The following is a 16532-nucleotide window of genomic DNA, read 5'->3' on the forward strand; positions in this document are numbered from 1 at the left end:
CGCTTTCGCGCGAACCACATATTGAGAGGTACGGGCGGTTTCTCCATCCGTACCGGGAGTGCGTAGATGAAAGTCGGCAACGCGAGATATCTGACTGAAAGAGACCTGCCGGAGATTCTGTCGGTCTTTCCGCTGAGTGGCGTTTTGTTACTGCCGGGCGGACAGTTGCCGCTCAATATCTTCGAACCACGCTATCTGGAAATGTTCGATGCGGCGCTTGCCGGGAACCGGTTGATCGGCATCGTCCAGCCGGCGTTCCAGGGGACATCCGCGGGCGAACCGGCGTCGGGACCGGCTCTCTGCCAGGTTGGCTGTATCGGTCGGATCACGTCTTTCGGCGAGACGGGTGATGGACGCTATATCGCGTCACTTAGCGGCGTCTGCCGCTTTCGGCTGATGGAGGAGGTCGCAAATCATCGTCCCTACCGCAGTTTTCGGATCGCGCCCTTTTTTGCCGATCTTTCCGACGCGGACGAAGAGGCAACGATCGATCGCAATGCACTTCTTGCCGCGTTCCGCGCCTATCTTGAAGCGAACAAGCTGGAAGCGGACTGGGAAAGTGTCGAGCGCGCGAGCAACACGACGCTCGTGACCTCCCTGTCGATGATGTCGCCCTTCGGTCCGGCCGAGAAGCAAGCGCTCCTTGAGGCTCCCGACATGCGCAGCCGTGCCGAAACGCTGATTGCGATCACCGAGATCGCTCTCGCACGCGAGTTCGGTGACCCCGACACGATTCTCCAATAGGACGACCGGCATGGACAGCCGAACGAGCACGGTCGATCCGAAGCTTCTGGAGCTTCTCGTCTGCCCACTGACCCAGAGCCGCCTTACCTATGACCGGCAGAAGAACGAGTTGGTTTCGGAAAAGGCAAAGCTTGCCTACCCAATACGAGACGGTGTCGCGATCATGCTCGTATCGGAAGCACGAAGCCTAGAGGACTGACGGCGCTGTCGATCACAACGGCTGACCCGCGAGAAGTCGCGGCCGCTCAGCGCCTCCTCCGGTTCCCGCCGCCTCATGGATGAAGTAGGATTTCAGTCCCGGTAACCGATCCACGAGGCCAAGGCCGAAATCGCGCAAGGCCCGAATCGGCGACAGGTCGTTCGAGAACAGACGGTTCAGGACATCGGTCGTCACGCCCATGCGGAAGGTGTCGAAGCGGCGCCACTCCTGGTACCGTTCCAGGACATTGAGATCACCAATGTCCAGACCGATGCGGTCTGCATCGACCACCGTCTGAGCAAGTGCTGCCACGTCCTTGAAGCCGAGATTCAGACCCTGGCCGGAGATCGGATGAATGCCATGGGCCGCATCTCCGGCAAGAGCAAGGCGCGGGGCGACGAAGGCGCGCGCCAATGTCAGGCCGAGCGGGAAGGCACGCCGGTCACCAACGGCGCGCATCGGACCAAGCTTATGTCCGAAGCGGCGCTCCAGTTCTTCCTCGAAGACGAGATCATCGGCGGAAACCAGCCGGTTGGCCTCGTCAGTGCGCTCGGTCCATACGAGGGACGAGCGGTTGCCCTTGAGCGGCAGGATGGCAAAGGGTCCAGCGGGAAGGAAGTGCTCTTCCGCGCAGCCTTCATGTGGCCGCTCATGCTCGACGGTCGTGACAATGCCCGACTGACCGTAGTCCCAGGTAACCGTCTTTATCCCGGCCATGTCCCGGAGCTTGGAACGAACGCCGTCACAGGCGACGACGAGCCGGGCGGAAAGCACCGTTCCGTCGGAAAGCGTCACAGACGCGGCGGCAGGGCTGTTTTCCAGTCCAGTCGCGCGCAATCCATGCCGTATTGTGACTCCAGCCTTCGCGCAGGCATCCCTCAGCGCTCCCACCATGGCCACATTCGGGATCATATATGCGAACGGTCGCCCATCCTCGACCGCACCGTCAAAGGTGAGGAAGACGGGCCGGACCGGATCGGCAGTCTTCGAATCGGTCACGATCATTTTGGTGATCGGCTGAGCTTCCGGCTCGATCCGCTCCCAAATTCCGAAGACTTCCAGCATACGTATGGCGGCCGCGATGATCGCCGAGGCTCGGGGATCCTTCTTCCAGGCGTCCTGCGGGGCGGCCTCGACGACCTCCACGGATAGATGGGGCGCGGCCTGCTTGACCGCCAGCGCCACCGAAAGTCCGACATATCCGCCGCCGACGACCAACATATCCAACATCGCGCACTCCATTAGCACTTGTGTGTGATAAGGCTCCTATATAGATCAGCCTTGAACTTCTTCCTACATGCGAGGTCTTCATAGCATGCTGCAGCAAAACGAAGAACCCAGCGCGATGGACGGTCTTATCAAAACCCTCGACATCGAGAAGCTGGAGGAAAACCTCTTTCGCGGAAGCAGCCCCCGAAACGGCTGGCAACGCGTCTTCGGAGGCCAGGTCATCGCGCAGGCGTTGATGGCGGCGCAGCGTTGCGTCGAGGACGATCGTCTCGTTCACTCGCTCCACGCCTATTTCATGCGTCCCGGAGATCCGTCCGTGCCGATCATATACCAGGTCGAGCGCATCCGTGACGGCGCAAGCTTCACCACTCGCCGTGTCGTTGCGGTCCAGCACGGCAAGGCAATCTTTTCGATGTCGGCTTCCTTCCAGGTGGAAGAACCGGGTTTCGATCATCAGGTGGCGATGCCACCAGTTCCGCCACCGGAGCAACTGATCGGTGAAAAAGAGTTCAAGGAAATCTTCCTTGCCGACGCGCCGGAGAATGTGCGGCGATACTGGGGGCGCAACCGTCCGATCGAAATCAGACCGGTTTCGCTTGTCCACTACGTCTCAAAGGAGAAGCTGGAACCAACAGCTCACATCTGGGTCCGGGCCGTTGGTGAAGTTCCGGACGATCATCGCTATCAGGCCGCCATCCTTGCCTATCTCTCCGACATGACGCTGCTTGATACTTCCCTCTATGCGCACGGCACGTCGATTTTCGACCCCAATCTTCAGGTTGCAAGCCTCGACCACGCGATGTGGTTTCATCGCCCCTGCGATCTCCGAGACTGGATGCTTTACACGCAGGACAGTCCAAGTGCATCGGGCGCAAGAGGCATGACGCGCGGGAGCCTCTATTCGCGGTCTGGTCACCTCATCGCTTCGGTGGCGCAAGAGGGGCTGATCCGCAATCGTGCAAATGATGGAAAAGAAGGCAAAAAATAGAATCTGCCTACAATTTGATCAAACCAGCGTCCAATCTGTGCCGCTTTATTGAACGGTCATGCTATAGCTTTTACATTTCAATAACTTATCTGGAAGCCCGAATCTGGCACGCCCTTTGAATGTCTCATGCCAGTCGCTGATCAATTCATGTCGCAGCGGCAAGGAGAGTCGGCTCCGAGCCGAAGACAAACAAAGGATGGGACGCCAGATGAAAATTGTAATGGCCATTATCAAGCCGTTCAAACTGGATGAGGTGCGCGAAGCCCTCACAGCCGTCGGCATACAAGGCCTCACCGTAACCGAGGTGAAGGGTTACGGCCGCCAGAAGGGCCACACCGAAATTTACCGCGGCACCGAGTATGCCGTCAGCTTCCTGCCGAAGCTCAAGATTGAGATAGCCGTGGCGTCGGAGCTTGCGGACAAGGCAGTCGAAGCGATCGCGTCCGCTGCCAAGACGGGCCAGATCGGCGACGGCAAGATCTTCGTCTACTCGATCGACCAAGCCGTGCGTATTCGCACCGGCGAAACCAATTCCGAAGCCCTGTAAAGAATGGCCGCTAGGGGAGTCTTTCTGATGTCATTTTCTAAGTTTTCTTCCACCTGCGCCCGGGTTGGCGCCGCCTCGGCAGCCCTGCTGGCGCCGGTCGTGGCCTTCGCCCAGGACGCCGCGCCTGCAGTCGCCGAAGCCGCTGCCGCTGCGCCGGCGATGACTGTCGATAAGGGCGACACCACTTGGATGCTGGTCTCGAGCCTTCTCGTTCTTCTCATGACGGTGCCGGGCCTTGGCCTGTTCTACGGCGGTCTAGTCCGCGCCAAGAACATGCTGTCCGTCCTCATGCAGGTCACCACGATCGCGGCCGTTGCGATGATCGTCTGGGTGATCTACGGCTATTCGCTCGCCTTTACCAATGGTGGCGGCCTGAACTCCTTTGCCGGCGGCTTCTCCAAGATGTTCCTGGCCGGCGTTGACACCTCGACCATGGCGGAGAGCTTCTCCAAGGGTGTCGCGATTCCTGAACTCGTCCTCGTCTGCTTCCAGATGACCTTCGCCGCCATCACCCCCGGCCTCATCGTCGGTGCCTTCGCCGAACGCGTGAAGTTTTCGGCCGTCATCCTCTTCTCGATCCTGTGGCTGACCTTCGTCTACTTCCCGATCGCCCACATGGTCTGGTTCTGGGGCGGTCCGAGCGCCTATGCCGACCCGTCGGGCCTGATCTTCGGCTTCGGCGCGATTGACTTCGCCGGCGGTACCGTCGTCCATATCAATGCCGGTGTCGCCGGCCTGATCGGCGCGATCATGATCGGCAAGCGCACCGGCTATGGCAAGGACATGATGGCTCCGCACTCCCTGACCATGACGCTGATCGGCGCCGGCCTTCTGTGGGTGGGCTGGTTCGGCTTCAACGCCGGCTCGAACCTCGAGTCGAACGGTTATGCCGCACTTGCCATGATCAACACCTTCCTCGCCACGGCGGCAGCCCTGCTCTCCTGGTCGCTGGTCGAGACCTTTGCCCGTGGCAAGGCCTCCATGCTCGGTGCTGTTTCCGGTGCCGTCGCCGGCCTCGTTGTCATCACCCCGGCTGCCGGCTTTGCCGGTCCGATGGGCGCGATCGTCATGGGCCTCGTCGTCTCCCCGGTTTGCTACTTCTTCTGCTCGACCGTGAAGAACAAGTTCGGCTACGACGACACCGCTGACGTTTTCGGTATCCACGGCATTGGCGGCATCATCGGCGCCCTGCTGACGGGCGTCTTCGTCAACCCCGCCCTGGGTGGCGCCGGCATCGTCGACTACTCGACCGCCGACTTCGCAGCCACGTATGCCGGTACGGCCGCGCAGGTCCTCAACCAGCTGAAGGGTGTCATCGTGACGATCCTGTGGTGCGGTATCATTTCGGCGATCCTCTACAAGTTCGTCGACATCGTCATCGGGCTTCGCGTGCCCGTCGAGGCGGAACGCGAAGGTCTCGATCTCGCTTCCCACGGCGAAGCCGCCTACCACAGCTAAATCCAAGGCCGCGCCGGCTTCAATCCGGCGCGGGTCCCTCGCAAACGGTCGCAACAGCGTCCGCCAAAGCCCAGGCTCTCACCTGGGCTTTTCTTTTGTCCATTCCGCATAGCCGCGCCGTCGCCAACCGATGGTTAATGAGCCATTAACCGTCCCTCCCTTACTGTACGGCGAAGGGCGAGAACGCCGGAAAGCCACGGTTCGCCGTCACACGCGCGAATGAATCTCGAAACGGGCAGGCACGACATGAACAGAGGTACCTCGGTGATGATGGGAGAGCATGGCGACCGTCCCGCCTTGACGGCGTTCCTCCTCCGGCAACTTCTTACATTGGCCGGCTTCGCGCTTTTCGTGCTGCTGATGCTCGCGGTTGCGGCACTGGCAACATGGAACGTCTCGGACCCCAGTTTCTCCTACGCGACGGCCAACGAGCCAACAAACATACTCGGCCGCGGCGGTGCCGCCTTCGCGGACCTCATGCTGCAGTTTCTCGGTCTTGCGAGCGTCATCGCTCTCCTTCCTGTCCTAGCCTGGTCTCTGGCGCTTATCACCAGCCGGCCGATACGCCGCTTTCCGGCGCGCTTGGGCGCCTGGGCAATCGGATCGCTTCTCTGCTCGGCCGTGATCGGCTGTTTTCCTCCCCCCTTGACCTGGCCAATTCCAAACGGAATTGGCGGCGTTCTCGGCGACGCCATTCTTCGCTTTCCGGGGCTGTTTATCGGCAGCTATCCGACGGGAACGGCCTCCATGGTCGTCGGCGTCGTCTTGGCCGGCCCTGCGGTCTGGTCGCTGCTCTTCGCCGCCGGTCTGGTCGGCAAGGCGGACGAAGATGAACCGGACATCGCACCGGTCCAACCGCTGAAGGCAACGCGGATCGAACCTGCATTCGAAGACGAGACGGACGAGGACGATGGCGGCTGGCTTGCACTCGGTGCGATTGCCCACAGCTGGTATACGGCCCGCGCCCGGATCCGGCGCCTGCTGGGCCTGAAGCCGCCCGAACACAACCGGAACCGGTTCGATCAGCCCTACGACTTCAACGAGGACGAATTCGGCCCGCTGAACGAACCGCACCGGACCAAGGTCGGCACAGCAGCTCGCCGCGAGCCGTCGATGGAGACGGTGCCGCAAGCCGGTCCCGGGCGGCAACGAACCATTCTCGCACCACCTCCAATGATGGGCGATCATTCTGATCAGGACTTCGATGATGACCCGCCATTCGATCTCGATGACGCCCGTCCTGCAGACATTCTGCCGGACGGCGACGATGACGACTGGAGCGAGGTATCATCGAGCAACACCAGGTCATCCTTGAGCGGTCGCGCTTCGCCGCGTGTTGCCGCACCTCCCGCACGTCCGAAGCCCGGCGCACGGGTCGAGAGGGAGGCACAGACCTCCTTCATCCGTCCCGAAGGCTTTCAGCTTCCTTCCGTGCATCTTCTCGCGGAACCGAAAAGCATTGGTCGCGACGCGACGCTCTCGGCGGACGCGCTGGAACAGAACGCCCGCATGCTGGAAGGCGTCCTGGAAGATTTCGGCATCAGGGGTGAAATCATCCATGTTCGGCCGGGACCTGTGGTCACCCTTTATGAGCTCGAACCTGCCCCGGGCATCAAGTCGTCACGCGTGATTGGCCTCGCCGATGATATCGCCCGCTCCATGAGCGCTATCGCAGCCCGCGTCGCCGTCGTCCCGGGGCGAAACGCAATCGGCATCGAACTTCCGAACCAGACCCGCGAAACGGTCTATCTGCGCGAACTCATCGCCAGTCATGATTTTGAGGCCAGCAAGGCGAAGCTGGCAATGTCCCTCGGTAAGACCATCGGCGGCGAACCGGTGATCGCGGACCTTGCCAAGATGCCGCATCTTCTGGTGGCCGGCACCACCGGCTCCGGTAAATCGGTGGCCATCAATACGATGATCTTATCGTTGCTCTACCGGCTCCCGCCGGAAAAGTGCCGCCTGATTATGATCGACCCCAAAATGCTCGAGCTTTCCGTCTACGACGGAATTCCGCATCTGCTGTCACCGGTCGTCACCGATCCCAAGAAAGCGGTCGTGGCTCTGAAATGGACCGTCCGGGAGATGGAAGAGCGGTACAAGAAGATGTCGAAGATCGGTGTCCGCAATATCGACGGCTTCAACAGCCGCGTCGAACAGGCGCTCGCCAAGGGCGAAATTCTCACGCGAACCGTCCAGACCGGCTTCGACCGGCAGACGGGCGAGGCGATCTACGAGACGGAAGAGTTCGACCTCCAGCCGATTCCCTATATCGTCGTCATCATCGACGAGATGGCCGACTTGATGATGGTCGCCGGCAAGGACATCGAAGGGGCGGTGCAGCGGCTCGCCCAGATGGCGCGCGCCGCTGGTATTCACGTTATTATGGCGACACAGCGGCCGTCCGTCGACGTCATTACTGGTACGATCAAGGCGAACTTCCCGACCCGTATCTCTTTCCAGGTAACCTCGAAGATCGACAGCCGCACGATTCTCGGTGAGCAGGGCGCCGAACAGCTGCTCGGTATGGGCGACATGCTCTACATGGCCGGCGGCGGCCGGATTCAACGCGTGCACGGCCCCTTCGTGTCCGACAACGAAGTCGAAGAGATCGTGGCCTACCTCAAGACACAGGGCGCACCGCAATACCTCGACGCGATCACGGCTGACGAAGAGGACGAAGACGATTCCGGACCTGCAGGAACCGCAAACCTGGCCGACTCCGACGATCCCTATGACCAAGCTGTGGCGATCGTGCTCCGCGACGGCAAGGCATCAACCTCGTACATTCAGCGACGCCTTGGGATCGGCTACAATCGCGCAGCATCGTTGATCGAGCGCATGGAGCAGGAAGGCATCATCGGACCCGCAAACCACGCCGGAAAGCGCGAGATTCTCGTGCCCACAGAGGCAGACATCATCGAGCGCTAGTGGCGGTCTCGCTGCCCGACGCCGGCGTCCGAAACCATCCGCTGGCTCGACCGGCATCGTCATGATGGCGCCGCGTTTCTCGGCCATGCAGGGACAAATCAAGGAGTATCCAATGATTCACGTGAAAACCGAGCGCAGGGCGCTTCTCGCCGGCGCAGCCGCGATGCTCATGGCTGCCGCCCTGCCCCTGCCCGCTCTTGCCGTTGCCAACGCCTCGGACGCCGCGCAGAAGATCGCCGACCATTTTTCATCGGTTAAGACAATGATGGGCGAGTTCGTGCAGTTCGGCCCGCGCGGCGAACAAACCGGCGGAAAGTTCTTCATCGAGCGCCCGGGGAAACTACGCTTCAACTATGAGAAGCCCTCACCGATGCGGGTGATCTCGGATGGCAAGAACGTCGTCATCGGCAACACGAAGCTGAAGACCTGGGATCTCTATCCCTTGTCGAAGACGCCGCTCAGCCTGCTCCTGTCCGACAGGATCGATCTCGGGCACCAGATGGTCCGCGACGTCAAGGAAGAATCGGATCTGACCACGATCGTCCTCGGCGACAGGACCGTGTTCGGCGATTCAACGATCACCCTCATGTTCGATCCCAAGACCTTCGACCTGCGCCAGTGGACCATCACGGACGCTCAAGCGAAGGACACCACCGTCATGATCTTCAATGTGAAGACGGGAACGGCGTTCGACCCCAGCGTCTTTGAAATTCCCTACAGCGACGTTCACAGCCAAAAACGCTGACATCACCGGATTGTCTGTGGAGAAGAGCGGTGGTGCCCGTTGGCGCCCCCGGCTTTCGGCTATTCACGACGGATAGAACGTCTAAGTTCTTCAGGCACGTCCGTAGGGCGGCTCGCGGTCCCCGAGAAGGAGAAAAACACCGTGGCTCTTTCAATCACCACGTGGAACATCAACTCGGTGCGACTGCGGTTGCCAATCGTCGTGCAATTCCTCGAGCAGTTCAGACCCGACATCCTGTGCCTCCAGGAAATCAAATGCCAAAATGAAGAGTTCCCGGCAGACGCCTTTCGGGAGCTTGGATACGACAACATCATCGTCCACGGCCAAAAGGGCTATCACGGCGTCGCCACCGTTTCGAAACTGCCACTCAGCGAGGATCATCGCCAAGACTATTGCGGAATGGGCGACGCTCGCCACATCTCGGCGATTTTCGAATGGGCCGGCAGACGTATCCGGCTGCATAATTTCTACGTCCCGGCGGGAGGCGACGAGCCGGACCCAGCTGCCAATCCCAAGTTTGCGCACAAGCTGAGTTTCGTCGACGAGATGAAGGCCTTGCGAGCTGACGCGGAGCCAGGCGTTTCAGCAATCCTGGTCGGAGATCTCAACATCGCGCCATTCGAGAACGACGTCTGGTCCCACAAGCAGATGCTGAAGATCGTCAGCCATACGCCGGTCGAGACCGAAGGTCTTCTGGAGGTCGTCAGCCGCGGAGGGTGGCTCGACCTCATGCGCGAGACCGTGGATCCTTCTCAGAAGCTCTACACGTGGTGGAGCTATCGCGCGAAGGACTGGGCGGCGGCCGACCGCGGGCGCCGCCTGGATCATATCTGGTCCTCCCCGGACCTTGGACCGCACCTCGACAGGATCGAGGTCCTGAAGGAGGCACGCGGCTGGGACAGGCCGTCTGATCATGTTCCCGTGACGGCACGTTTTTCGGCCTGAAGACCTTTCTATTCGAAGCGTGGCGCCAGTGCGGCGCTTCCTTCGACCAGCGAGCGCAGCGACAGCCGGATGCGCTCCTGCACGACTGCGGCCATGGCGGGATACTCCTCCAGCAAGCGGTGGAACATGGCGCGGGTGATACGGATCACCTCGCAGTCCTCCAGCGCAATCGCCGTGTACTTCCGCTCGACCATGGTCACGAGCGCCAGTTCGGAAAGCATCGTTCCCCGTTCGGCGACCGCTTCAACCTTCGGCTTTCCTCCTCGCCCGAAGGTCGACAATTCCAGCCGCCCTCTCGACACGACATAAGCGCATTCAGCCGGAGACCTTTCGCGGAACAATGCCTGCCCCGCTGCGACGGTACGATGCTCCGCACCGAAGGCAATCAGGCGCAACTGGTCGTTGTCGAGCCCCTGGAACAGGGGCACACATGAAAGCAGTTCGATGTCGTCGCTCAGCGCCATTGCGGTCTTTCCGAATCAGGGGACGATCTTGTAGCCACCGTTCTCCGTCACCAGAATCTCGGCATTCGAGGGATCTTGCTCGATCTTCTGGCGCAGTCGGTAGACGTGGGTTTCGAGCGTATGGGTGGTTACGCCGGAATTATAGCCCCAGACTTCCTCCAGAAGCACGTCACGAGTGACCACCTTCTGGCCCGCCCGGTAGAGATAACGGATGATTGCAGCCTCCTTCTCGGTCAAGCGGATTTTCTTGCCGTCTTCCGTGGTCAACAGCTTCTGGCTCGGCTTGAACAAATAGGGACCGACGGTGAAGGTGGCATCTTCGCTATGCTCATGCTGACGAAGTTGGGCCCGGATACGCGCAAGCAGTACGGCAAAACGGAATGGCTTCGTCACGTAATCGTTCGCGCCCGCCTCCAACCCGAGGATGGTGTCCGAATCCGTGTCGTGTCCCGTGAGCATGATGACCGGCGCCTTGAATCCGTTCTTGCGCAGCAACTTCACTGCCTCTCGCCCGTCCATGTCGGGAAGGCCGACATCCATGATGAGAAGATCGACCTGCGCGTTACGAGCCGTCTGAATACCTTTTGCAGCGGTCTCTTCCTGAAGAAGAGAGAACTCCTCATAAAGCGACAATTGCTCGATGAGCGTTTGCCGCAGGTCCTCGTCATCGTCTACAAGAAGAATCGTCCGCGCCGTCATGTTTTCGCCTCTTGTGTTGCGTCCGCTTTCCGCACCGGATGGAAAATCCGGGTTCGGCAGCACCAGACGCTTTGTTATCGTTTCCGCTGCTATGAATACAACGAGTCACAGGCAAGGCAAAATCTCGTGAAGTCGTCCCTTCGCAACCAGTCTGCCGGCCGCAGTCAACCGATCGTGCTTCGTACCGCGCCGCGTGATCGCTCGCGTGCCATCCTGCAGTTCGGTGTCCTTCGGTTGCCCGCCGCCTTGGGCCGCACCGGCACCGTTTCTTGCAAGAGGGAAGGTGATGGAGGGTCCCCCCGCGCGACGATGCGGCTGCTGAGCGGCTATTTCCGGGGTGATAGAATCGAGAATCTCGCCACCGCCCTGCCCATGATCCGGACGAAAGCCGACATGCTGTGGTGTGACGCCCCGCAACATCCCGCCTACAACCGGCCGGTTTCGGCCCCCTTCGCTGCGAGCCACGAGCGGCTGATGCGTGACGATTCACTCTACGACATATGCCTCATCATGGACTGGAACGTCTCGTCACGCCAGCGAGGACGCGGGTCGGCTATCTTCTTTCATCTGGCGCACCCCGGCTATACACCCACCGAGGGCTGCGTCGCGATTGCGCGGAGGGACATGCTGCGCCTCATCCGTCATCTCCGTAGGGGTATACGTATCCGCATCCTGTAGGCTCTGCGGTCTCCGATTTATGGGAGCGATCGCGGTAAGACGAACCGCTCCAGATATCCACTCCCCTCACCGATCTGGCTCCAGCCTTCCACGTCGAACAGGATGCAGGCGAGCGCTGCCGTGGGAAACTTCTCTCGCAGGCGTTTCAAAGCATCCCCTTCACCGTTGCCGGCGAGTAGGAGTGCGGCCTCCTGGAGGCCGGGATTGTGGGAGAGCACCAACACTTCACGGTATCTGGGATCAATATCCCTCAGAAGGGCAAGAATGCGCTCTGCGGGCGCGTCGTACAGTGTCTTGAGAATGCGTATCTCGGCGGTCTTCGTCAGCCGGCTCTCGACAATAGCCCAAGTCTCCCGCGTTCGTCGCGCACCAGAGACGAGCACCAGGTCCGGCTTCATGTGCTTCGTCACGAGGTAGTCTGCAATGAGCAAGGCCGCCTTTCGTCCGCGCTTTGCAAGCGGACGTTCGTAGTCCTCGGTCCCGCCTGGCCAATCTGACTTCGCGTGGCGCAACAGGAGGAGCCGCCGCGGTACTTTAGTCGCGTTCCGCCGGCCGTCGCCATCCATTGCCGTTGCTCCCTTCCGTCGCTCTCCGCACACACAGCATGCCACAGGTTCGGAAGTTGCGAAAAGCAAATGCCGCCCCGTTCGGAGCGGCATCCGGTAACGCCATGCGACGACGTCGTTATTTCCACTCGCGGATGTCGACGAAGTGGCCGGCAACGGCGGCAGCCGCGGCCATGGCGGGCGAGACGAGGTGTGTCCGACCCTTGTAGCCCTGACGACCCTCGAAGTTGCGGTTGGACGTCGAGGCGCAGCGCTCGCCCGGCTTCAGCCGGTCGTCGTTCATGGCGAGGCACATGGAGCAGCCCGGCTCACGCCATTCGAAGCCGGCGTCCTTGAAGATCTTGTCGAGGCCCTCGGCTTCCGCCTGTTCCTTGACGAGACCCGAGCCCGGCACGACCATGGCCGAGACGGTCGGCGCCACCTTCTTGCCTTCCAGCACCTTGGCGGCGGCGCGCAGATCCTCGATGCGACCGTTGGTGCACGAGCCGATGAAGACGCGGTCGATGGCGATGTCGGTCATCTTGGTGCCCGGCTTCAGGCCCATATAGTCGAGCGCACGCCACTTGGAGGCACGCTTGTTCTCGTCGGCGATCTCGTCCGGATTCGGAACGACGCCCTGGATCGACACGACGTCTTCCGGCGAGGAGCCCCAGGAGACGATCGGCGGCAGGTTGGCAGCGTCGAGCACGACGACCTTGTCGAAATGCGCGCCCTCGTCGGTGTGCAGCGTCTTCCAATAGGCAACCGCCTGGTCCCAGGCCTCGCCCTTCGGCGCGCGCGGCTTGTCCTTGATGTATTCGAAGGTCTTTTCGTCCGGTGCGATCAGGCCGGCGCGGGCGCCGCCTTCGATCGTCATGTTGCAGACCGTCATGCGGCCTTCCATCGACAGCGAACGGATCGCCTCGCCGGCGAACTCGATGACGTGGCCGGTGCCGCCGGCGGTGCCGATCTCGCCGATGATGGCGAGAATGATGTCCTTGGCGGTCACGCCTTCCGGGAGCTTCCCGTCGACGCGCACCAGCATGTTCTTCGCCTTCGACTGGATTAGCGTCTGGGTGGCGAGCACGTGCTCGACTTCCGACGTGCCGATGCCGTGCGCCAGCGCGCCAAAGGCACCATGCGTCGAGGTGTGGCTGTCGCCACAGACGATGGTCATGCCCGGCAGCGTGAAACCCTGCTCGGGGCCGACGATGTGCACGATGCCCTGGCGCTTGTCGTTCTCGGAATAATATTCCACGCCGAACTCGGCGGCGTTGTGCGCCAGCGCCTCGACCTGGATGCGGCTTTCCTCGTTCTTGATGCCGGTATGGCGATCCGGCGTGGTCGGCACGTTGTGGTCGACGACGGCGAGCGTCTTCTGCGGCGCGTGCACCGTGCGGTGCGCCATGCGCAGGCCTTCGAACGCCTGCGGGCTCGTCACTTCATGGACGAGGTGGCGGTCGATGTAGAGAAGACAGGTGCCGTCTTCCTGGCGGTCGACCAGGTGGTCGTCGAAAATCTTGTCGTAGAGGGTCCGGGGTGCGCTCATGGCTGAAGATCCGTCTGAGTTTTGAAAAGGGAATGCGGGCAGGACGCCGCACGCGCGGCGACGTGGCGAAGGCTCAGCCTAGAAGGCTGATAAGCGCCCCGGAGACACGCGCGAAAAAGCGTGCCGGCAGACGCTTGTGGTCCTGCAGCACGTAGATATCAGGCGCGAGGCATCCGAATTTCGATCCCATGGCACGCCTCATAGCAGTTTCGCCCTCGCCCGGCAATGATTTTGCCACCCGCGCAGTTGCCGTCTCCGGGGCTCACCGCTCGCCACTGCCGTGCTCGCGCATGCGCTTTTCGATCCGCCGCAGCACCAGCGACAGCCCGATGGTCAGCACCAGGTAGACATAGGTGACGATCGAATAGGTCTCGAAGAAGCGGAACGAGCCGGCCGCATAGACCTTGGCCATCTGCGTCACGTCGGCGACGCCGAGCACCGAGACGAGCGACGAATCCTTCACCATCGCCACGAAGTCGTTCGACAGGGGTGGAAAGATCACCCGGATCGCCTGGGGAAAGACGATCAGCCGGAAGCGCTGGTAGCGGTTGAGTCCGAGCGACATCGCCGCCTCGATCTGCCCCTTGTCGACCGACTGGAAGCCGGCACGGAAGATCTCGGCGATGAAGGAGGAATAGCCGATCATCAGTGCGATGATCGCCCGCCACATCAGAGAGAGGTCGCGCACCACCATCGGCTCGAGCCAGCCGGCGGAAACGAGTGGCGAGACCGCCAAGTTGTAGAGCGCGACGAAGGCCGGCGCGCCGACGAAGGCGATGTAGAACAATAGGACCAGGATCGGGATGCCGCGGATCACCTCGACATAGAAGCGCGCGATCTGGCGCAGCACCAGGCTGTCCGACAGGCCGAGAAGGGCGATGCAGAGCCCGAGCAGGGTCGCCAGGAAAAAGGCGACGAGCGTCACGAAGATGGTGACGAACACGCCCTTGCCGACCACGGTGAAGACCTGGGCATAGAGATCGTTGAAGGCGATGACGGCGGCCAGCGCCAGGCCGATCAGAACGAGGGCGGCCAGCCACCACGGCCGGTCGCCCTTGTCGTCACTGGACGGAAGCGTCTGGAAACCCATCAGCGCCTCGCGCCCGCATCAGGATGCATCGAGGATCACTCGCCCATCTTGTAGTCGAGGAACCACTTCTTGTTCAGCCCGTCGATCGTGCCGTCGGCCTTCATCGCGGCGATCGCCGCATTGACCGGGACGACGAGGTCGGAGCCCTTGGTGAAGATGAAGCCGAAATCCTCCGAACCGAGCGGCCCGCCGACCAGCTTCAGCCCGCCGTTCGAGGCATCGACATAGCCCTTACCCGCCGTGCCGTCGGTCAGCACCACGTCGACGTCGCCGGCCTTCAGCGCCTGGACGGTCGCGCCGAAGGTCTCGAACAACTTGATGCGCGGATTGGCCTCGTTGCCGTCCAGCACCTCGTAGACGGCGGTGTAGAAGGGCGTGGTGCCCGGCTGCGCGCCGACCAGCGCGTCCTCGACGGCGGCGAAGCTCTTGCCGTCGCTGAAACGCGTCTCGTCGCCGCGCACCAGCATGAACTGCTCGGAGCGCATATAGGGGTCGGAGAAGTCGACCTTCTCCTTGCGGTCGTCCTTGATGGTGATCCCGGTCATGCCGATATTGTACTGGCCGTCCGACACCGCCTGGATCATCGCGTCCCACGAGGTGTTCTGGTACTCGACCTTGATGTTCAAACGCTTGGCGATCTCGTTCATCGCGTCGTATTCCCAGCCAATCGCCTGGCCGCTCTTCGGGTCGACGAATTGCAGCGGCGGATAGGCGTTCTCGGTCACCACTACGACCGTTCTGCCGCCGAGATCCGGCAGGTCGGCGGCAAAGGTCGACAGGGGCGCGACAACGAGGGCTGCGAGCCCGGCGAGAAGAGCGCGTCTGGACGGCATCGGTATTCTCCTGAAAATGTGGCAGCGGCAGAGTGTCACAACTTCTTCTGCCCATGCAAGGGCAAGGACGCCCGGCATCCGGGACATTGCGCAATTACAGTTCTATGGCGCAGTCGGTACCGCAGAACAGCTTTGCGTCAGGCAAAACGGACCGAAACTACCCGTGAACAAAAAGGCCGGAGCATCTGTCCCGATGCTCCGGCCTTTCAAATTGAGCAGAACGGCCGAAAGCCGTCCCCGCAGGATGTTATTCTGCCGCGCCTTCGGCAGCTGCGGCCTTTTCAGCGGCCTCGGCAGCAGCCTTCTCGGCAGCCAGAGCCTGGGCAGCTGCGATCTTCTCGGCCTCGATGCGTGCCTTTTCCTCGGCGACCGCCGCGCGTTCGTTCTCATTGAGCTTGCGAGCACGGGTGCCGGTGTTCTCGACGATACGGGCCGACTTGCCGCGACGATCGCGCAGGTAGTAGAGCTTGGCGCGACGAACCTTACCACGACGGACAACTTCGACGCTGTCGACGAGCGGCGAGTAAACCGGGAATACGCGCTCGACGCCTTCGCCGTAAGAGATCTTGCGAACCGTGAAGCTCTCGTTGATGCCGGCGCCCGAACGAGCGATGCACACGCCTTCATAAGCCTGTACGCGGGTACGGTTGCCTTCCTTGACGGTAACGTTGACGCGCAACGTGTCGCCCGGGGAGAATTCCGGAAGCTTGCGCTTGGCTTCGATCTTGGCGGCCTGTTCGGCTTCCAACTGCTGAATGATGTTCATGTCTAACCTCGATTTCTTCTGAAACGGCCAGAGCGCTCGACGATGATTCCTTGGTCGTGCCTCGGAATATTGACCCCGGAGGATCTGAGCGGATACGCGGTCCTTTGTTTGCTGGCAGACG

17 protein-coding genes are annotated in these 16532 nt (G+C 61.4%); 9 read left to right on the forward strand and 8 right to left on the reverse strand.

Features of this window, described 5'->3' with window-relative positions:
• The first annotated feature begins 66 nt into the window (after positions 1 to 66).
• Positions 67 to 744, forward strand: coding sequence for an LON peptidase substrate-binding domain-containing protein (locus EUU22_RS21560; protein WP_129334024.1), 678 nt, complete (start codon positions 67 to 69; stop codon positions 742 to 744).
• 10 nt (positions 745 to 754) lie between these two features.
• Complete coding sequence (locus EUU22_RS21565; protein WP_129334025.1) at positions 755 to 943, forward strand: Trm112 family protein; 189 nt, start codon at positions 755 to 757, stop codon at positions 941 to 943.
• Positions 944 to 955: 12 nt separating this feature from the next.
• Here EUU22_RS21565 and EUU22_RS21570 read toward each other — a convergent pair whose 3' ends face one another.
• Positions 956 to 2173, reverse strand: a complete 1218-nt coding sequence (locus EUU22_RS21570) for a ubiquinone biosynthesis hydroxylase (RefSeq protein WP_129334026.1) — start codon at positions 2171 to 2173, stop codon at positions 956 to 958.
• Between the two features lie 85 nt (positions 2174 to 2258).
• On the opposite strand from EUU22_RS21570, the gene tesB reads away from it, so the two are divergent.
• The 6 genes from tesB (at position 2259) to EUU22_RS21600 (ending at position 9787) form a co-directional block, all read left to right on the forward strand.
• Positions 2259 to 3161, forward strand: coding sequence for an acyl-CoA thioesterase II (tesB, locus tag EUU22_RS21575; protein WP_129334027.1), 903 nt, complete (start codon positions 2259 to 2261; stop codon positions 3159 to 3161).
• Positions 3162 to 3357: 196 nt separating this feature from the next.
• The gene (locus tag EUU22_RS21580) at positions 3358 to 3708 is read left to right on the forward strand and encodes a P-II family nitrogen regulator (protein ID WP_162699073.1); all 351 of its coding nucleotides are present in this window, start codon (positions 3358 to 3360) and stop codon (positions 3706 to 3708) included.
• A gap of 27 nt (positions 3709 to 3735) precedes the next feature.
• On the forward strand, positions 3736 to 5166 hold the full coding sequence (locus EUU22_RS21585) for an ammonium transporter (RefSeq protein WP_129334028.1): 1431 nt from the start codon (positions 3736 to 3738) through the stop codon (positions 5164 to 5166).
• Between the two features lie 246 nt (positions 5167 to 5412).
• A complete protein-coding gene (locus EUU22_RS21590) occupies positions 5413 to 8097 on the forward strand; it encodes an FtsK/SpoIIIE family DNA translocase (protein ID WP_129334150.1) in 2685 nt (894 codons plus the stop codon).
• A 112-nt stretch (positions 8098 to 8209) separates the two neighbouring features.
• On the forward strand, positions 8210 to 8842 hold the full coding sequence (locus tag EUU22_RS21595; RefSeq protein ID WP_439329181.1) for an outer membrane lipoprotein carrier protein LolA: 633 nt from the start codon (positions 8210 to 8212) through the stop codon (positions 8840 to 8842).
• Between the two features lie 141 nt (positions 8843 to 8983).
• On the forward strand, positions 8984 to 9787 hold the full coding sequence (locus EUU22_RS21600; protein ID WP_129334029.1) for an exodeoxyribonuclease III: 804 nt from the start codon (positions 8984 to 8986) through the stop codon (positions 9785 to 9787).
• Between the two features lie 8 nt (positions 9788 to 9795).
• On the opposite strand, the gene EUU22_RS21605 is transcribed toward EUU22_RS21600, so the two are convergent.
• Together EUU22_RS21605 and EUU22_RS21610 are read right to left on the reverse strand one after the other, a co-directional pair.
• Positions 9796 to 10251, reverse strand: coding sequence for a cyclic nucleotide-binding domain-containing protein (locus EUU22_RS21605; protein WP_129334030.1), 456 nt, complete (start codon positions 10249 to 10251; stop codon positions 9796 to 9798).
• Positions 10252 to 10266: 15 nt separating this feature from the next.
• Positions 10267 to 10950, reverse strand: a complete 684-nt coding sequence (locus EUU22_RS21610) for a response regulator transcription factor (RefSeq protein ID WP_112690630.1) — start codon at positions 10948 to 10950, stop codon at positions 10267 to 10269.
• A gap of 126 nt (positions 10951 to 11076) precedes the next feature.
• Here EUU22_RS21610 and EUU22_RS21615 point away from each other — a divergent pair, with 126 nt between their 5' ends.
• On the forward strand, positions 11077 to 11628 hold the full coding sequence (locus tag EUU22_RS21615) for a L,D-transpeptidase family protein (RefSeq protein ID WP_245485222.1): 552 nt from the start codon (positions 11077 to 11079) through the stop codon (positions 11626 to 11628).
• A gap of 17 nt (positions 11629 to 11645) precedes the next feature.
• On the opposite strand, the gene EUU22_RS21620 is transcribed toward EUU22_RS21615, so the two are convergent.
• The 5 genes from EUU22_RS21620 to rplS form a co-directional block, all read right to left on the reverse strand.
• The gene (locus EUU22_RS21620) at positions 11646 to 12194 is read right to left on the reverse strand and encodes a SixA phosphatase family protein (RefSeq protein WP_129334031.1); all 549 of its coding nucleotides are present in this window, start codon (positions 12192 to 12194) and stop codon (positions 11646 to 11648) included.
• A 118-nt stretch (positions 12195 to 12312) separates the two neighbouring features.
• The gene (gene leuC / locus EUU22_RS21625) at positions 12313 to 13722 is read right to left on the reverse strand and encodes a 3-isopropylmalate dehydratase large subunit (protein WP_129334032.1); all 1410 of its coding nucleotides are present in this window, start codon (positions 13720 to 13722) and stop codon (positions 12313 to 12315) included.
• Positions 13723 to 13984: 262 nt separating this feature from the next.
• Complete coding sequence (locus EUU22_RS21635; protein WP_129334034.1) at positions 13985 to 14812, reverse strand: amino acid ABC transporter permease; 828 nt, start codon at positions 14810 to 14812, stop codon at positions 13985 to 13987.
• A 35-nt stretch (positions 14813 to 14847) separates the two neighbouring features.
• Positions 14848 to 15645, reverse strand: a complete 798-nt coding sequence (locus EUU22_RS21640) for a transporter substrate-binding domain-containing protein (RefSeq protein WP_129334035.1) — start codon at positions 15643 to 15645, stop codon at positions 14848 to 14850.
• Positions 15646 to 15892: 247 nt separating this feature from the next.
• On the reverse strand, positions 15893 to 16411 hold the full coding sequence (rplS, locus tag EUU22_RS21645; protein WP_129334036.1) for a 50S ribosomal protein L19: 519 nt from the start codon (positions 16409 to 16411) through the stop codon (positions 15893 to 15895).
• Positions 16412 to 16532: the final 121 nt, after the last annotated feature.

Origin of the sequence: Ciceribacter ferrooxidans (assembly GCF_004137355.1) — a bacterium.
Taxonomy (GTDB): Bacteria; Pseudomonadota; Alphaproteobacteria; order Rhizobiales; family Rhizobiaceae; genus Allorhizobium; species Allorhizobium ferrooxidans.